Origin of the sequence: Enterococcus sp. DIV1096b (assembly GCF_050498765.1) — a bacterium.
Taxonomy (GTDB): Bacteria; Bacillota; Bacilli; order Lactobacillales; family Enterococcaceae; genus Enterococcus_D; species Enterococcus_D entomosocium.
This window is the reverse complement of sequence record NZ_JBMHEK010000001.1, coordinates 157089-173995: the sequence shown is the minus strand read 5'-3', so window position 1 is coordinate 173995 and position 16907 is coordinate 157089. Positions and strand designations below refer to the sequence as shown.

Below are 16907 nucleotides of genomic sequence, written 5' to 3'. Positions count from 1 at the left end.
TACGTTTGCTCCTTTCAAATTTGGCTTTTGCAGCATCCCCCCTTCTTTTATAAGAAAGAAGGGAATGGCGTATCATTGTCGACCGAAAAAACATCTTTGAAGCCACGATAGAAATTAAATTCAAGATCATCTTTATTCGTTGGGTAGGTGAATTTGCCGCCAACTTGCCAAATATACGGTTTAAACTCATAGTTCAAACGATCTTTTTTAAACTTCCAAATCTCGGTGATCTCTTTTGGATCAGCCATAAAATTGGACCAGATATCATAATGTACGGGAATCACCACTTTGGCATTGAGGGATTCGGCCATCCGCAACATATCGACTGATGTAACTTTGTCGGTGATGCCCCGCGGGTTTTCGCCATATGCACCTAAGCAAACATCGATTTTGTACTGATTCCCATGTTTAGCAAATACATTCGAATAATGAGAATCTCCTGCATGATAAATCGCCCCACCGGAAGTCTCAAACAAGTAATTGACTGCGATACGATCCATGTCCTGTGGCATTTTTCCTTTCAAGCTGGTATCCGGATCTTCACAAGTAATCAGAGCGGTTCGATCGAATGCTTCTAAAGCGACGATTTTCACCTGCCCAATAGTCACTTCATCCCCCGGTTTGACCACGATGGTTTTTTCTTCTGGTATTCCCCATTTCAACCAAGTTGCAACGACTTCATGGGGACCGACGAATTTTGCTTCTGGACAATTTTGATGGACTGCGGCTGCGGTATTGATGTCTAAATGATCGGAATGGATGTGGGTCACCACTAACGCATCCACTCCTTTGATTGCAAATGGATCGATCACAAAGGGCTGAGTCCGTAGGTTAGGCTGCATTTCTTGTACACCACTCATTCGCATCATTTGATGGCCTTTTTTCATTTGCCCATTCCCATGACTGCGCTTGCCAGTGCCACACCAAAGGTCGCATAAAATATTGGTTCCTTCCACACTCTTCAGCCAAATACCCGTACAGCCTAGCCACCACATGGAAACTGTGCCTTCTTTCACAAGCTCATTTTCAATCTCTTCGTTCAAATAGGTCCCCCATTCTGGAAACGTATTTAAAAGCCAACTCTCTTTCGAAACATCATTTACATGTGCCATTCTTATTCCTCCCTTGCTTATTTACACTTTGATTCTAACATATAGAAAAACGCTTTCAATCTAGTTTTATGTTAATTTAGCTTATTATATGTTAATTAACCCATAAATAAATGTGATTATTTAATATATATGGTAATGTATAGGGGATATGTTAAAATGAGTTCGAAAGAAGAAACAACAAACACATCGTGGCTTCTCAACAAGTGGTGTGGGATCATCACTTGAACTTGCGAGAATGAGGCGAGAAGGTTTTTGCTATGCAAAGGCAATCGCAATCTGGATAAACGATGAAAGACAAGAATAGAATAAAGCGCATGTAAGGAGGAAGTATCGTGAAACGTTCCAATGAAGAAGTGAGGCAAAGGAGAAAACAATTGATCGATCTGATAAAAACATCTGGTTTTTCTGATGTGAAGACCCTCAGTCATCAGTTGGGAGTATCAGAGATGACGATCCGCAGAGACTGTACCGTACTGAGTGAGATGGGTCAGATCAAACAAACCCACGGAAAAATCGAATACTGTGAAGCTTATGAAGATGAAGCGCATCCCACCGACTCGATCGAGTACATCAAAGATCGACTAGCCAAAGAAGCGGCTCGCCAAGTAAAAGATGGCGATACCCTTTTCGTCAATACGAGTACTAGCGCCGCTCAAACGTTGCGCCATCTAACGGACAAACGAATCAGTTTGTTGACGAACAATACAAGTGTGATCCAAATGGAACACCATCCAAAATCAACGATCGTTTTAAGTGGCGGCGAAATACGCTATCCTAAAGCGGCCTTGTCAGGGGATATCGCCGTGGAGTCGTTTTCTCATGTTCGTTCTGATGTTACGATCATTGGTTGTAGTGGGTTAGATTTACAGACCGGCATTTCCACTTCAGTGATCCACGAAGCCAAAGTCAATGCGAAAATCATCGAAAATTCTGGCAAGTTGATCGTTATCGCGGATTATCGAAAAATCGGTAAGCAATCCAATTTTACGATTGGCGCAATTGCGGCTATCGATCTGCTGATCACCGACCATTATTCTGATCCCAAAGTCATCGACTTGATTGAGCAACAAGGTGTTCAAGTCATCCAAGTCCCCGTCTAACCATCTTTGTCGCTAAAAAAAAGCCCGACAGTTGATCTGAAAAGGCACGCTTTGCTGCCTCTTCCAAAAGAAACAGCAAAGCGTGCCTTTCGATCAACTGTCGTGGCTTTTTTCGTTAAACAATCGTACGCTTCAAACGTGCTTTATGGGATGTGCCTCGTGTGAATTAGAGCCGCAGCAACCAAATCAACGCAACAGCACCCACGGTTTGGACGGCTCCAACGGAAAGACCATAGAATAAAAAGCGCGGTCCTTCTTTTAAAAACTTGCGGAAATCCAGGCGCAAACCGATGGCTGCCAACGCCGTTGTTTCAAACCACGTACTGATAAAATGAGCCCCCTCATTCAACCAGCTAGGCAGCGGCAAGAAGCTGTTCAAGATACAGATGGTCAAGAAGCCCAACACATACCAAGGGATTGGCAGCCGTAGCTTACCTTTGCCTTTGGTTTTGGTGGGGGTCTTTGTCGTCATTCGTTCAAAAACAATGACGACGACTGCCAACATGATGATGCGCGCGATTTTAAAGAGCATCGCGTATTTGACGGTGTCGGCATCAATCAAACTAGCCCCCGCCACGACTTGCCCGACGGATTGCAGTGTGCCGCCAAGTAAGGCGCTTTTTTGCAATAGATCATCGCCGTATAAGGCCAAGCCTAAAAACGGCAGCGTCAGCATCATCACCGTTCCTAAAAGATTGACCAAGGTGATGATCTGCCCTTTTTCTTCATCATCGGCATCAATGGCTGGTGCGATCGCCGCAATCGCAGAGGACCCACAGACAGCATTGCCGCCTGCCATCATCAGGCTCATCTTTTGATTAAAGCCCATTTTTTTCCCTATCAAATAAGCAGCGGTAATGACCAAGCTCATCATCAGCAAAATAAAGAGAAAGCCCCGAAGACCCATTTCACTGATAGTCTGGAAAGTGACGGTAAAGCCCAGCAAAACCACCGAATATTCTAAGAGACGACTTTCCGCAACCTTCGTCCCGACTTGATAGCGTTCTTGCTTGAACAGTGTATTTCCTAAAATGATTCCTAATAAAATAGCAAGGGTTGCTCCCCCTAATTTTGGCACAGCCAAAGCCATGATTCGGGCGATGACGGCTACCGAAAAGGACAGGAACAAACCGGGAAGTATCAAAGCTGTTTGTCGTTGCTTCATTGCTTTCATCCTTTCATATAACATCCATTATACACAGATTGACCGATCAGTAGGATTTATTGGTATAATAGTTATGATTGAATTTTCTAATGGAAGGGATTGCAATGTTAAAATTACTGGAGACCTTTAAGATGGTCTATGAAACGAAAAATTTTTCGAAAGCTGCCGAATTGCTATTTATTTCGCAGCCCACGGTTTCTGCTCAAATCAAGCAGTTGGAACAAGACCTGGATACACCGCTTTTTTTACGCAATGGTCGCAAAAACGTGATCGCCACACCCCAAGCAGAGTACCTTTACGAAAAGGCACTGAATTTATTGGATGAGTGGTCGACGATCACCAGCGAGATCCATACCAACACGCAGCACCAAAGCCACTGTGCCCTAGGCATCTCTCATACCTATGCGATGGCCTTGATGCCTAACTTGATGATTGCTTTATACAACGCCTTTCCCACGGTACGTTTTCGGGTATCGATGATGAACTCCGCTGAAGTCTTAACAGCGCTTGAACAACATCAACTGGATTTAGGGATCATTGAAAAACCCTTATCCGCACCGAGTATTTTGCGTTTTCCGATTTTGAAAGATCAGCTCGTCTTAGCTGGCGATCCCCAAACCGGTCCTTGGCTCGTCCGAGAAGCGAGTTCTGGTGTCTACTATTACACTAAGCGCTATCTGGAGGAACAGAACATTCAAGGACCGATCATCGAGATCGCCAGCAATGAATTGATTGTCGCTTTGCTGAAACAAGGCTTCGGCTGTTCGATCCTTTCCAAGCGAGCCTCCCACGGCATTGGCTATCAACTGCTGGATAAAAACTTTGAGCGCCAATTTTACTTAATCCAGCGCAAAGTAGTCACAGAACCAGCCATCGAGGGATTGCGGACCTTCATTCAGGAGTGGTCGCAAAACGATCCCTCACAGGTGGCAAGCGTATAATAACAAACTGATTTTTTGGGGGAACCACCGCCTCGTGGGATTTCTTAACCTTTTCTTACGATTACGCTTCCTCGCTGCTGATCTGGTCCGATTGATTGTTTCTTAAGAAATTTGTGCTAAAATGAGGAGTACTGGCTATGGGCTCTAACGTTCCCCTTTTTGAGGGAAACTTAGACCGCCCTTTGACTACTTATGCAGTTCGTGAAGCAAACCAGTAAGAAAGGATCTTGAAATGAACGAACAAATCAAGAACAAATTAGCGCTGCTTCCTGATCAACCTGGTTGTTATTTAATGAAAGATAAAAATAACAAAATCATCTATGTTGGGAAAGCCAAAATTTTAAAAAATCGTGTCCGTTCGTATTTTACCGGCAGCCACGATACGAAAACCGAACGGCTCGTTCAAGAAATCAATGATTTTGAGTACGTCGTTACCGAATCAAATACGGAAGCTTTATTGCTGGAAATCAATTTGATTCAAAAAAACAAACCAAAATACAATATCATGTTAAAGGACGACAAGTCGTATCCTTTTATTAAAGTGACCAAAGAGCGCTATCCGCGTTTGATCATCACTCGTAAAGTTTTAAAAGACGGGGCTTTATACTTCGGCCCTTATCCTGATGCACGAGCAGCCAATGAAACCAAACGGGTGCTAGATCGCCTCTTTCCTTTACGAAAATGCGGTCCTTCTCAAAAGCGGCCTTGTCTTTATTATCATTTGGGTCAATGCGTCTGTCCTTATGTCAATAATGTAGACCCCAAGGATTATCAAAAGATCGTGGATCAAGTCAAACACTTTTTCCACGGCGGTCACGTCGATATTTTGAAAGATCTGAAAGAGAAGATGGGCGAAGCCATTGAAACATTAGAGTTTGAGCGAGCGGCTGAGCTGCGGGATCAGATCCAAGCGATCGATACCGTCATGACGCGACAAAAAATGACCTTGACCGACCTGATGGACCGTGATGTCTTTGGCTACAGTGTCGACAAAGGCTGGATGTGTGTCCAAGTATTCTTTATCCGTCAAGGAAAGCTGATCGAACGAGAAGTCTCTTTGTTTCCTTTCTACAATGAAGCGGATGAAGATTTCTTGACCTTCGTCGGCCAGTTTTACCAAAAGAATGAACACTTCATTCCCAAAGAAGTCTTTGTTCCGCAAAATGTCGATGCTGCCCCATTAGAAGCGCTGTTGGAAACCAAAGTCCTGCAGCCCCAACGAGGCGACAAAAAGAAATTGGTCGATTTGGCCAATAAAAATGCCCGCATTGCCTTGGCCCAAAAATTTGCGTTGATCGAGCGTACTGAAGAACGGACGATCGGTGCTGTGGATCGTCTAGGCGATGCCATGGGGATCCCGACACCTTATCGGATTGAAGCCTTCGATAACTCCCACATCATGGGAACCGATCCGGTTTCTGCAATGGTGGTTTTTGTCGACGGGAAGCCGTTTAAAGATGATTATCGGAAATATAAGATTCGTACCGCACAAGGCGGCGATGATTATGGCTCTATGCAAGAAGTCATCTACCGCCGATACTCTCGTGTCCTAAAAGAAAACCTGCCTTTTCCTGATCTGATCATCATCGATGGTGGGAAAGCCCAAGTCGGTGCCGCCCAAGAAGTGCTGCATAACCAGCTAGGTTTAGATATTCCCGTTGCCGGATTAGTGAAGAACAACAAACACAAAACCAGCGAGTTGATTTTCGGAGAATTTTTAGATCCGATCCAGCTGGAACGCAATTCTGTCGAATTCTTTTTGCTGCAACGGATCCAAGATGAGGTCCATCGTTTTGCGATCACCTTCCATCGCCAACTGCGCAGTAAAAACAGCTTTTCTTCCAAGCTAGATGAAATTCCTGGCTTAGGACCAAAACGCAAGCAACAGCTCATGAAAACCTTCAAGTCGTTAAAAAACATCCAAGCAGCTTCCGTGGAAGAGATCCAGCAAGCTGGTATTCCCAAAGCCGTTGCGGAAACTATCTTAGCCAAACTAGGCGATCAAAACCAACCCACTTCTTAAGTCAAAACAAAAACGCTCCATAGCCAACAGTAGCTATGAAGCGTTTTTTCGTTGAAGAACCATTTTGTAAGCCGTTACTTTTTGCGGTGCTGTAACAGATCAGGCTTCATGTCTAACATGGAATAGCCACGAACATCATACCGATTGCGGCTGCAGGAATAGTCCACTGGACGTCCCGATTCTAAATAGATGATCTGTTCTAATTCCAATACTGGATCATCTGCTTGGCACGCTAAATAGGTTTGATCGTATTCATCACTTTTGGCAGCCTGAAAAGTCCGATAAGCACCAGCAAATTTGTAGCCTAAATCTTGCAACAGATAGTCATAGACGGATTCTTCCAAGATCTCTTTCGTCAAACCGCTGACCAGATCCAACGGCATATAGGAATGCTCGAGTATGTATGGATTGCCTTCTAAGATCCGCAAACGGATCACATGATAGATTGGTTGTTCGGCAGTGATCTGAAGCATCTCTTGAATTCTTGTTGTAGGAAAACAGACTTCAAAGGTGATGACTTGGCTAGTCAACGTCCGTTTTTCTTGTTTCATCTGATAGCTCAGGCCTTTGTATTCTGTCACCGATGAGGTATCTTTGCCCCAAAAGGAATGATTCAAAACTTTGGTCCCTAAGCCGCGCTTTGTCAGCAGCAAGCCTTCCATAATCAGGATATTCACCGCATTTTTAATCGTCATTCGGCTGACGCCAAACTCTTCCACTAACTCTGTTTGATAAGGTAAAAGACTGTCTTTCGGATAAGTTCCGTCCTTGATTCTTTTACGCAGAACATCTGCGATCTCCATATATTTGGGCATTTTGCCACCTCCAAAACGTGTGTTGTATTGATTGAAAAACGAGAAAAGAACCGGCCAAACGAAAAGAGTGTCATCACACCACTGCACCTTCCAATGAAGCAGTGTGATAAGGGGTATTGCACTCTGATCGCGGCCAGATAAGGTCTATTACGTTTGGCGCTTGTTTCTAATCGACTCGATCAGACATTACGCATTTTTTAAACGGCGTGTTTCTTGAATTTGCGCCATTTTCACGAACGGCAAGTAGATAACGATCGACAAGATCAAGTTAACAGCTGCCAAGATTCCGCCAGCAATACTTTGTGTCGACAAAATACCGCCGATGATTGGTGGCGTCGTCCATGGTGCGATGACGGTACTTGCAGGAACTAAGCCAGTTGCAGTTGCAAAATAAGCAGTCGTGACTAAAACAAGTGGTGTCAACACATATGGGATGAACAAGATTGGGTTCAAGACAACGGGTAACCCAAACATCACTGGTTCATTGATCATGAACACACCTGGTGCAACGGATAGTTTTGCGACAGTCATATACGCTTTATGATGACGAGCAACTAAAAAGATCGCAATCAAAAGACCTAGTGTCGCGCCTGTTCCGCCGATGTTCACGAAAGAATCAAAGAATGGTTTGTTGACGATATAAGGCAAATCTGTGCCTGCTTCTAATGCTCGTGCGTTTGCTTCGATCGCTGGCACATTGATCGTTTGCATGAACGGGTCGATGATGTTGGCACCATGCAAACCAAAGAACCATAAGAATGCAGAGATAAAACCTAATAGCAAAGCAGCTGGATAAGAGTTTGCCAAGCCCATGAATGGTTGTTGCACCAATTCATAGAAGGACAATACGATACTTGTCACACCAAATGCTTGGAAAATTGCTGTAAACAAAGCAAAGATCGATACGGTGATCATTGCTGGGAATAATGCAGCAAATGAACGTGAAACTGCTGGTGGTACGCCATCAGGCATGTTGATGACTAAGCGTGGGTTGCCAGCTAGACGACGGAAGATCTCAGTAGAAATGATCGATACGATTAATGCTAAAAATAATCCTTGAGAACCAAGTCCGGCAGCTGTTAACAAACCATCTGGGCCTGTCGCCATTGCACCTAATGCGAAGAAACTTGCAACTGAGATCGCCCCAGCACCTAATGCGTCTTGATTGTAGCTTTTAGCTAAATTATACGCTACTGTGAAAGCGATTAACAGACCAAGTATTGAAAAAGTACCTGCTGACAAGTTGTTCCCAAAGGCTTGCCATGTTCCTTCACCAAAAATGCCATTCATAAAATCAATATAGGCAGGGATTGGTAAGTTGTTGATCAATACCCCAAAAGAGCCTAAGATCATCAACGGCATCGTTACGATAAATCCGTCACGAATGGCCACTAGATGTCTTTGAGAGCCTATTTTGGAAGCGATCGGAATAAAGTGCTTCTCCATAAATCCAATAAATTTATCCATTGTTTTTTCTCCTTTCAAACCCTAAACAAAATAATGAAACCGATTTCTACTAAAGAATACCACGAGAACGTTTCCATGTCTAGTCTTTTCTTTATCAAAACTGTGCTTTTATTTAACCCAGCTTATCATTTGCAAAAACAGGTGGTTTTTTAATAGAACCCCCCCTTTGAAATTAGCCAGAAAAAATCCGCGATTTTACACAAAAAAAGCAATGCTGATTCCTACAGCATTGCTTTTTTCATTGTTATTAAAAGCCGTTATTATCTGAAACTTCTTTAAACCAACGACCTGATTTTTTCACCGTTCGTTTAGCATCATTTGCTAAGTCAACGGAGATAAATCCGTAACGGTTCTTGTAAGCATTGGTCCATGACCAGTTGTCCATGCAGGTCCACATATGGTAGCCAACACAATTGGTTCCTTCTTGGATCGCTTGGTGGACGTACTTTAGGTGGTCAGAGACAAACTCGATGCGGTAATCATCTTCGATCACGCCATCAGCATTGACGAAACGTTCTTCTCCTTCGACACCCATGCCATTTTCAGAAATGTAGCACTTGATATTGCCATAGTTTTCTCGCGTGTTTGTCAAAATATCATAGATCCCTTTTTCATAGATTTCCCATCCACGATACGGGTTCATTTTCTTGTTCGGCATATCATAGTTATCAAAGTAATCATCTGGCATTGGACTTTTCGCTTGATCGATCGGTGATTCTTTCTTCATGATACGACGAGGTTGGTAATAATTGATCCCCAACAAGTCGATCGTATTTTCGCGAATCGTTTGTAAATCATCAGCTTCCATCGCTGGTACCATATCTAATTCCTTGACGATGGTCACTAATTCTTCTGGGAACGTGCCTTTGACCGCAGGGTCTAAGAAAGAGCGATTAAAGAAGGCATCTGCGATTTGCGCTGCTTTGACATCCTCTGGATCGTTCTCATCTCTTGGATAGCTTGGCGTCAAGTTCAAGATGATGCCGATCTCCCCACCAAGGTTCATCTCATGGTAGACTTTGATGGCTTTAGCACTCGCCAACGTTTCGTGGAACCCAACTTGGACTGCATGTTTCATGTTGATCTCATTCGGATAATGGAATTGGTAAAGATAGCCGCCTTCAACAGGGACGATCGGTTCATTATGAGTGAACCATTTCTTGACACGATCACCAAATAACGTAAAGCAGGTTTGCGCAAACGCGACATAGGCATCCACGGTCTCTCGGTTCAACCAGCCGCCTTTTTCTTGCAGCGCCATTGGCATATCGAAGTGGTATAAATTCATGAAAGGTTCGATCCCGTTGGCGATCAACTCATCAATGTAGGCATTGTAAAAATCAACGGCTTTTTGATTGACTTCTCCTTTGCCTTGCGGGAAAAGACGACTCCATTGGATCGACGTCCGAAACGTCGTATGGCCGGTTTCTTTCATGAGTTGAATATCTTCTTGATAGCGTGTGTAGACTTGCGAGGTTTTTTCAGGACCTACCCTATCGAAAAATTTCTCTGGTTCTTGCTGATACCAGTAATCCCAGATGCTTGCCCCTTTGCCATCACCTTCAAATACACCTTCTGTTTGTGGGCCACTAGCGGCTGACCCCCACCAAAAGCCTGCTGGAAATTGATAATCCATCTTCATTCACTCCTCATTTTTTCTTTGCTGCCCTAATCATAAAGGAAGCAGTTACAAAAATCAATCTTTTTTAAAATAAATGTATAGACATTTAAAATAAAACATGATACATTATCAATGTAATCGATTGCAAAAAGAAATTTAAGGAGTGAACTAATAATGAATGGTTTTATGGACAAGTTATCTGAAAAGATTTTGCCCTTGGCGAATGCCTTAGGACAAAATCGCTACCTGACCGTCTTGCGGGACGCGTTTATGCTTTCGTTCCCAATCACTATGTTTGGATCGATCGTGGTCGTTTTAAACAACCTGCCCTTCTTCAGTGATGCCACTAAAGGAACATTAGGAACGCTGTTTGGCAATGGGCAAAACGCAACAATGAGTATCATGACTGTTTTCGTTACTTTCGGTATCGGCTATTATTTATCAAAATCATATGATGTGGAAGGGATTTTTGGCGGCGCCGTTTCTTTTGCCAGCTTTTTGATCTTAACTCCTTTCTTTATGACTACTGAATCTGGCGAAACGATCTCCGGCGTGCTGTCTCTTGATCGTCTTGGCGCAAAAGGGATGTTTATCGGGATGATCGCAGCATTTTTAGCAGCTGAAATCTATTGCCGCATCACAAAACGCGGCTGGCAGATCAAAATGCCTGATGGGGTGCCACCAGCAGTTTCTAAATCTTTTGCCGCTTTGATTCCAGCAATTATCACCTTAACGGTATTTTTAGTGATCAATGCCATCATGACGGGTGTCTTCAATGCCAACTTGCATGACTTGGTTTATGAATTGATCCAAAAACCATTGACTGGACTAGGCAGCAGCTTGCCAGCAACTCTATTGGCTTTGTTCTTTGTCCAATTCCTTTGGTTCTTCGGTCTACATGGTCAAATCATCGTCAACTCTGTGATGGACCCGATTTGGAATACATTAATGTTAGACAACTTAGAAGCGTATCAAAATGGGGATGCACTGCCGCATATCGTCACAAAACCATTTATGGAAACCTTCACCGTTGGATTAGGCGGTTCTGGTATGACGTTAGCAGTTGTTATCTTGATGGCTTTTGTATTGAAGAAAAAACAATACCGCGATGTTGGTCGTTTGGCTTTAGCACCAGGGATCTTTAACGTCAACGAACCAGCAATCTTCGGTATGCCGATCGTCTTGAATGCGACGATCCTGATTCCTTGGGTCGTGGCACCTCTTGTGGTAACGACCTTCAACTACTTAGTGATGGCGGCTGGACTTGTTCCTGCACCAACTGGTGTTTCTGTTCCTTGGACCGTTCCAGTGGTCTTCAGTGGTGTCTTAGCAACCAACTCTTGGTTAGGTGGTTTGCTGCAAGTCATTGACGTGGTGATCGTCGGCTTAATCTGGTATCCATTCTTACGTGTTTTAGATCGTCAAGCAGAACCATCGATCGATTAAGCGCAACGGCTGGCTGAATTTTTTCAGTCAGCCGTTCTTTTTATAAAAAAACCAAGGTTTGATTGTCGAAACCGCTTTTTTCAGCTATACTTCTTGCGAGGTGATCAGATGCCAAAATACCAAGAAATTGCCAATATTTTACGCACACGTATCAAAAACAAAACGTATCCGCCTGACAGCTTACTGCCGAATCAAACTGATTTAGTCGAAGAATTCGGAGTCAGCCGGATGACCGTCAAAAAAGCCATCGGTATTTTAGCCATGGAAGGACTGGTTTATTCTCAGCGGGGCGCTGGAACAAAAATATTGAACCACCCATTCTTAAAAAAAGACACCACTGCTTTAACGGTCTATGAAGGCTTGTCAACAGAAATGGGCAAAGCTGGCCGCAAGCTAGTCAGTCAGGTCATCGATTTTCAAGTCGAATTTCCTGACCAAACGATCCAAGAAAAGTTGATGTTGACGGAAGAACAGCCGATCTATAGTATTGTCCGCTTGCGGATTCTTGAAGACCAGCCGTTTATTTTAGAATATACCTATATGCCGGTCCATTTGGTGCCCAATTTAACTCGTGGCCATTTAGAAAGTTCTATCTACCGCTATGTCAAAGAGGAACTAGGGGTCCAGTTTGCCGGCGCTTACCGCACCATTGCCGCTGATAAAAGCACCGCGTACGATCAACGGTATTTGAACTGTAAAGCCGATGATCCGGTTTTAGAGATCGAACAGATCGTCTATCAGAAAAATGGCTCACCTATCGAATTTTCCCGTAGTCGCAACCGTTATGACGTGCGGGCCTACTCTTATTTAGATGTCCAGCACTAAAAAGACCTATCCACGGTTTTCTTCCATCAGAAACCGTGGGCAGGTCTTTTTGTTGTTGCATTCGTTGCTTCGTTTATTTTTTTGCTGAGGGTTGGAATCGTTTCAGCCGCAAGGCATTTAATAAAACGGATACCGAGCTGAAGCTCATGGCCGCCCCGGCGATCATTGGATTGAGCAAGGGGCCGCCGAAAAGATGCAACACACCCATTGCGACAGGAATGCCTAAGACGTTATAAGCAAAAGCCCAGAAAAGATTTTCTTTGATGTTTTTGATGGTTGCCCGACTTAACTCGATCGCTGATGGGACGTCCATCAGATCGCTGCGCATCAGTACGATGTCTGCCGATTCGATGGCGACATCGGTACCAGAGCCAATCGCGATCCCTACATCGGCTTGGGCTAACGCCGGCGCATCATTGATCCCGTCACCTACCATCGCAACCTTTTGGCCTTTGGCTTGGAGGCCGGCTACTTTGGCGGCTTTATCTTCTGGCAAGACGTCACTGATTACTTCATCGATACCGACTTGTTTGGCGATGGCTTGGGCTGTCCGAGCATTGTCGCCCGTGATCATTGCTACGTACAAGCCCATTTGATGCAACCGCTCAATGGCTTTTCGACTGCTTTCTTTGATAGTATCTGCCACAGCGATGATCCCGATCGCTTCGCCGTCTTTGGCAACATACATCGGTGTTTTCCCTTCGTGAGCCAATTGTTGGGCTTGCTCGATCAGGCCATCGATGGCAACGTTTTGTTTTTCCAGCCATTTCTGGTTGCCTAATAGGACTGGACTGCCAGCAATCGTGCCTTGAATCCCATGCCCCGGAATCGCTTCAAACCCGTCAACTTCTTGCAGGGCGAGGGCTTGCTTGCGGGCTTCGATCACAATGGCTTCGCCTAATGGATGTTCTGAGCCTTTTTCAACAGAAGCCGCCAGTTGCAGCAATTCCGTCGGCGTGTGGTTGCCGGCAGGCAGGAGATCGGTTACGACTGGTTTGCCTTCTGTGATCGTGCCAGTTTTATCAAAGACGATCGTCGTCACGTTTCTAGCTGTTTCTAACGCATCGCCGCTTTTGATCAAGACGCCATTTTCTGCCCCTTTGCCCGCACCCACCATGATGGCGGTCGGTGTCGCTAATCCTAAGGCACACGGACAAGCAATCACTAATACAGAGATCGTAATGGTCAATGAGAAGATCCAGGTTTCTTGTCCTAAGAAAAACCAGGCAAGTCCTGCAAAAACCGCCAAGACCATGACAATCGGGACAAACACACCCGAAACTTTATCTGCCATGCGGGCAATCGGCGCTTTGGAGCCTTGGGCATTTTCTACTAACTGAATGATTTGCGCTAACGTTGAATCTTCTCCCACATTGGTGGCTTCGTATTGAAACGAGCCATTTTTGTTGATACTAGCGCCGATCACCCGATCACCGACTTGTTTTTCGATAGGTAAGCTTTCTCCGGTGATCATTGATTCATCGATGGCAGAGCGTCCTTGGGTAACGATCCCATCCACAGGAATCTTTTCACCAGGTCGTACGACTAAGATATCGCCGGCTGCGACTTCTTCAATACCCACTTCGACTTCTTCGGCTTGATGCCCGCTGCCGCGAAGCACGCGGGCTTTTTTCGGTGCGAGATCCAACAACTTCTTGATGGCTTCGGAGGTTTTGCCCTTTGAGACCGACTCAAGGTATTTTCCTAAGGTCACTAATGCCAAAATAACGGCGGCCGTTTCATAGTACAAGTGCATCGCATAGTGGGTCGTGCCCAGGTAGACCATCACGGTCCCATAAATACTATAAAAGAAGGCAGCACTGGTTCCCAATGCGACGAGGGAATCCATGTTAGGATGGCCTTTCCAAAGCGCTTTGAAACCAGCAATGTAAAAGGCGCGACCGAGGACCATCACCGGTAAGACTAAAATCAATTGAGTGGTAACGAAATTGACTGGATAGGCCATTGGATCTAAAAAGCCAGGGATCGGCAAACCGATCATTTCCCCCATCGTCAAATAGAACAAGGGGATCGTAAAGAGCGCCGAAAGCCAAAACCGTTGCCATAAAGCACGAATCTCTGCCTGTTTTGAATCCGCCTTGTCGGCAGAAGCGGTCGGCAGCTGTGCGTCATAGCCCGCCTCTTTCACGGCAGCTGCGATCTTCGCGGCGGACACTTGGTCTTGTTGATAGCTGACCGTCAGTTTTTCTGTCGCCAGATTGACGGAGGCTTGCTCCACACCCGCTAATTTTTGGACAGCTTTTTCTACTGTTTGGACACAAGACGCACAGGTCATGCCCGAGATGGCAAAGGTCTCTTGTCTTTGAGAGCCGATCAGTTGATAGCCCGCTGCTTTGATGGCCTCAGCGAGTGTTTCTTCGGTGAGCTGCTGCTCATCATAACGAATATGTAATTTTTCAGTAGCCAAATTGACAGCTGCTTGGTCGACCCCCGCCAGCTTGCTGACTGTTTTTTCGACTGTCTGGGAACAAGACGCACAGGTCATCCCTTTTACCCCATAATTCTTTTCGATCATTGTTTCCTTCCTCCTTGCTTGCTATGCAAACCCATTCACCTTTTATGTTTACAGTTGTAATCTTCTTCTACTTTACAATTATCGTTTACACTTGTCAACGATAATACTCAAAAAAAGGACGTTCTCCTTTGAAGCGGCCCAAAAAGCGAGACTTTTGGTCTACCTTTGGGCGGTCGCTACAGGTGGAACGTACTTTTTTCTAAGAAACGATCACTGCCGTTGCAGGGGTCGTTTCGCTTATTCAGGTATTGGCTTTAGGAGGCTAGCACTCTTGCCCGTTGGTTTTGATCAGCTCTTGGTACCAGTAGAAGCTGTCTTTCTTGTAGCGTGCCAGTGACCCTTCTTGGGTTTCATCTTGGTCGACATAGACAAAGCCATAGCGTTTTTGGTAGCCGTTCAACCAGCTTAGCAAATCAGTGAAGGACCAGGTGCAATAGCCAAGAACTTCCGCGCCGTCGCTGATCGCTTCTTTGATGGCATGGACATGCCCTGCTAAATAATCGATGCGGTATTGGTCATGGATTTGGTGATCGTCTGTTAGTTTATCGTATTCACCAAGTCCGTTTTCCGTAATGATCACAGGCACCCGATAACGGCTAGTGATTCGGCGTAAAGCGATCCGCAGCCCTTGAGGATCGATCTCCCAATCCCAATTCGTCCGTTCCACAAATGGATTTTCAGCTTTTTTGAACATTCCTGGTGTCCCGGTTTCTTCGGAGCTACCTTTTTTCCCAGTGGTGTTCATTTTACCGGCACCGACACCATCTAATGGATTGTAGGCATTCGTTGCTGTTTGGTAATAGTTGATCCCTAAGAAATCTGGTTTTGCTGAACGCAGCAAGTCCATATCTCCTGGTTCGATCGTTGGTGCGATCCCTTGCTCGTTCAAGTAATTCATTGCAGCAATCGGGTATTCGCCCCATAGATAGACGTCTAACCAATAATGCGCCATCAAGTCTTCGGCGTTTTCAGCTGCCAAAATATTTTTCGGGTCGCTGTTGATTGGGTAGTTTGGTGAATAGGCGAAACTTGGTCCGATTTTCCCTGGGATTTTCATCTCATGGAACTTGTTGATCACCGACGCATTTGCCAAATTAGCGATATGATTGACTTCATACATCCGTTTAGGATCGGTCACTCCTGGTGGATGGGCAGCTAAAAGATAGCCTAAAGAAGTAAAGATATTTTGTTCATTCAAGCTGACCCAATAGTGAACTTTGCCGCGAAAGGCTTCAAACAATACCGCCGCATAGTTGGTGAAATCTTCAATGATTTTGCGAGATTCCCAGCCGCCATATTCTTCTTGCAACGTACGTGGCAGATCCCAATGGTACAAGGTCACCATTGGTTCGATCCCTGCTTTAATCAGCTCATCGATCAATGCTAAATAAAAGTCTAACCCTGCTTGATTGACTTCTCCTCGTCCTTCTGGAAAAATCCGTGTCCATGCAATGGAAAAACGATAGGTTTTCAATCCTTGTTCTTTCATCAAGGCAACATCTTCTTTGAAGCGGTGGTAATGGTCGACCGCGACATCTCCGTTCGTTGCTTTAAAGGTTTTGCCTGGAATGCGGACAAAATCGTCCCAAACTGAAGCGCCTTTGCCGTCTTCTTGCCATGCGCCCTCTACTTGATAGGCTGCTGATGCTGAACCCCATAAGAAATCGTTGGGGAATTCTTTTAGTTGTTTATGATCCAATTGTTTCCCTTCTTTCTGTTTGATGATACCCCTTTCTTAAGTATACCGATAATTGCCTGATTTGTCATAAGAAGATTTTTTACCTGTGCCAAGAAAGCCGATGGCACGCAAAAAACATCCGTGCAAGCAGTGGGTTACTCCTTGTACGGATGCGGAC

General features: G+C 44.9%; 12 protein-coding genes. 5 read left to right on the top strand and 7 right to left on the bottom strand.

Translation table 11 applies throughout. The annotated features are described in order from the left end of the window. Positions 1-47 precede the first annotated feature (47 nt). Positions 48-1112 carry an L-ascorbate 6-phosphate lactonase gene (gene ulaG / locus IGJ17_RS00805; RefSeq protein ID WP_086372518.1) on the bottom strand — a complete coding sequence of 355 codons (1065 nt, stop codon included), beginning with the start codon at positions 1110-1112 and terminating at the stop codon, positions 48-50. Between the two features lie 332 nt (positions 1113-1444). On the opposite strand from ulaG, the gene IGJ17_RS00800 reads away from it, so the two are divergent. Then, positions 1445-2212, top strand: a complete 768-nt coding sequence (locus IGJ17_RS00800) for a DeoR/GlpR family DNA-binding transcription regulator (RefSeq protein ID WP_005232717.1) — start codon at positions 1445-1447, stop codon at positions 2210-2212. Between the two features lie 166 nt (positions 2213-2378). Here the strand turns inward: IGJ17_RS00800 and IGJ17_RS00795 are convergent, their stop codons facing one another. Continuing rightward, complete coding sequence (locus tag IGJ17_RS00795) at positions 2379-3401, bottom strand: YeiH family protein (RefSeq protein ID WP_016619553.1); 1023 nt, start codon at positions 3399-3401, stop codon at positions 2379-2381. Between the two features lie 65 nt (positions 3402-3466). On the opposite strand from IGJ17_RS00795, the gene IGJ17_RS00790 reads away from it, so the two are divergent. Both IGJ17_RS00790 and uvrC read left to right on the top strand, forming a co-directional pair. Next, positions 3467-4318 carry a LysR family transcriptional regulator gene (locus IGJ17_RS00790; RefSeq protein ID WP_016611586.1) on the top strand — a complete coding sequence of 284 codons (852 nt, stop codon included), beginning with the start codon at positions 3467-3469 and terminating at the stop codon, positions 4316-4318. Positions 4319-4550: 232 nt separating this feature from the next. Further along, positions 4551-6341 (top strand): excinuclease ABC subunit UvrC, encoded by a 1791-nt coding sequence (uvrC, locus tag IGJ17_RS00785; protein WP_005232721.1) that lies wholly within the window; start codon positions 4551-4553, stop codon positions 6339-6341. Positions 6342-6415: 74 nt separating this feature from the next. Here the strand turns inward: uvrC and IGJ17_RS00780 are convergent, their stop codons facing one another. The 3 genes from IGJ17_RS00780 to IGJ17_RS00770 form a co-directional block, all read right to left on the bottom strand. Next, a complete protein-coding gene (locus IGJ17_RS00780; protein WP_008376546.1) occupies positions 6416-7156 on the bottom strand; it encodes a GntR family transcriptional regulator in 741 nt (246 codons plus the stop codon). Positions 7157-7342: 186 nt separating this feature from the next. Beyond that, positions 7343-8623 carry a PTS sugar transporter subunit IIC gene (locus IGJ17_RS00775; protein ID WP_005232725.1) on the bottom strand — a complete coding sequence of 427 codons (1281 nt, stop codon included), beginning with the start codon at positions 8621-8623 and terminating at the stop codon, positions 7343-7345. 247 nt (positions 8624-8870) lie between these two features. Beyond that, entirely contained in the window at positions 8871-10259 is a 1389-nt protein-coding gene (locus IGJ17_RS00770) for a glycoside hydrolase family 1 protein (RefSeq protein ID WP_429961019.1), read from the bottom strand. A 159-nt stretch (positions 10260-10418) separates the two neighbouring features. On the opposite strand from IGJ17_RS00770, the gene celB reads away from it, so the two are divergent. Beyond that, positions 10419-11690 carry a PTS cellobiose transporter subunit IIC gene (gene celB, locus IGJ17_RS00765; protein ID WP_005226670.1) on the top strand — a complete coding sequence of 424 codons (1272 nt, stop codon included), beginning with the start codon at positions 10419-10421 and terminating at the stop codon, positions 11688-11690. Positions 11691-11798: 108 nt separating this feature from the next. Then, positions 11799-12515, top strand: a complete 717-nt coding sequence (locus IGJ17_RS00760; RefSeq protein ID WP_144330757.1) for a GntR family transcriptional regulator — start codon at positions 11799-11801, stop codon at positions 12513-12515. Between the two features lie 73 nt (positions 12516-12588). On the opposite strand, the gene IGJ17_RS00755 is transcribed toward IGJ17_RS00760, so the two are convergent. Together IGJ17_RS00755 and IGJ17_RS00750 are read right to left on the bottom strand one after the other, a co-directional pair. Then, positions 12589-15051, bottom strand: a complete 2463-nt coding sequence (locus IGJ17_RS00755) for a heavy metal translocating P-type ATPase (RefSeq protein ID WP_429961018.1) — start codon at positions 15049-15051, stop codon at positions 12589-12591. Positions 15052-15313: 262 nt separating this feature from the next. Continuing rightward, complete coding sequence (locus IGJ17_RS00750; protein WP_005232733.1) at positions 15314-16750, bottom strand: glycoside hydrolase family 1 protein; 1437 nt, start codon at positions 16748-16750, stop codon at positions 15314-15316. Positions 16751-16907 lie beyond the last annotated feature (157 nt).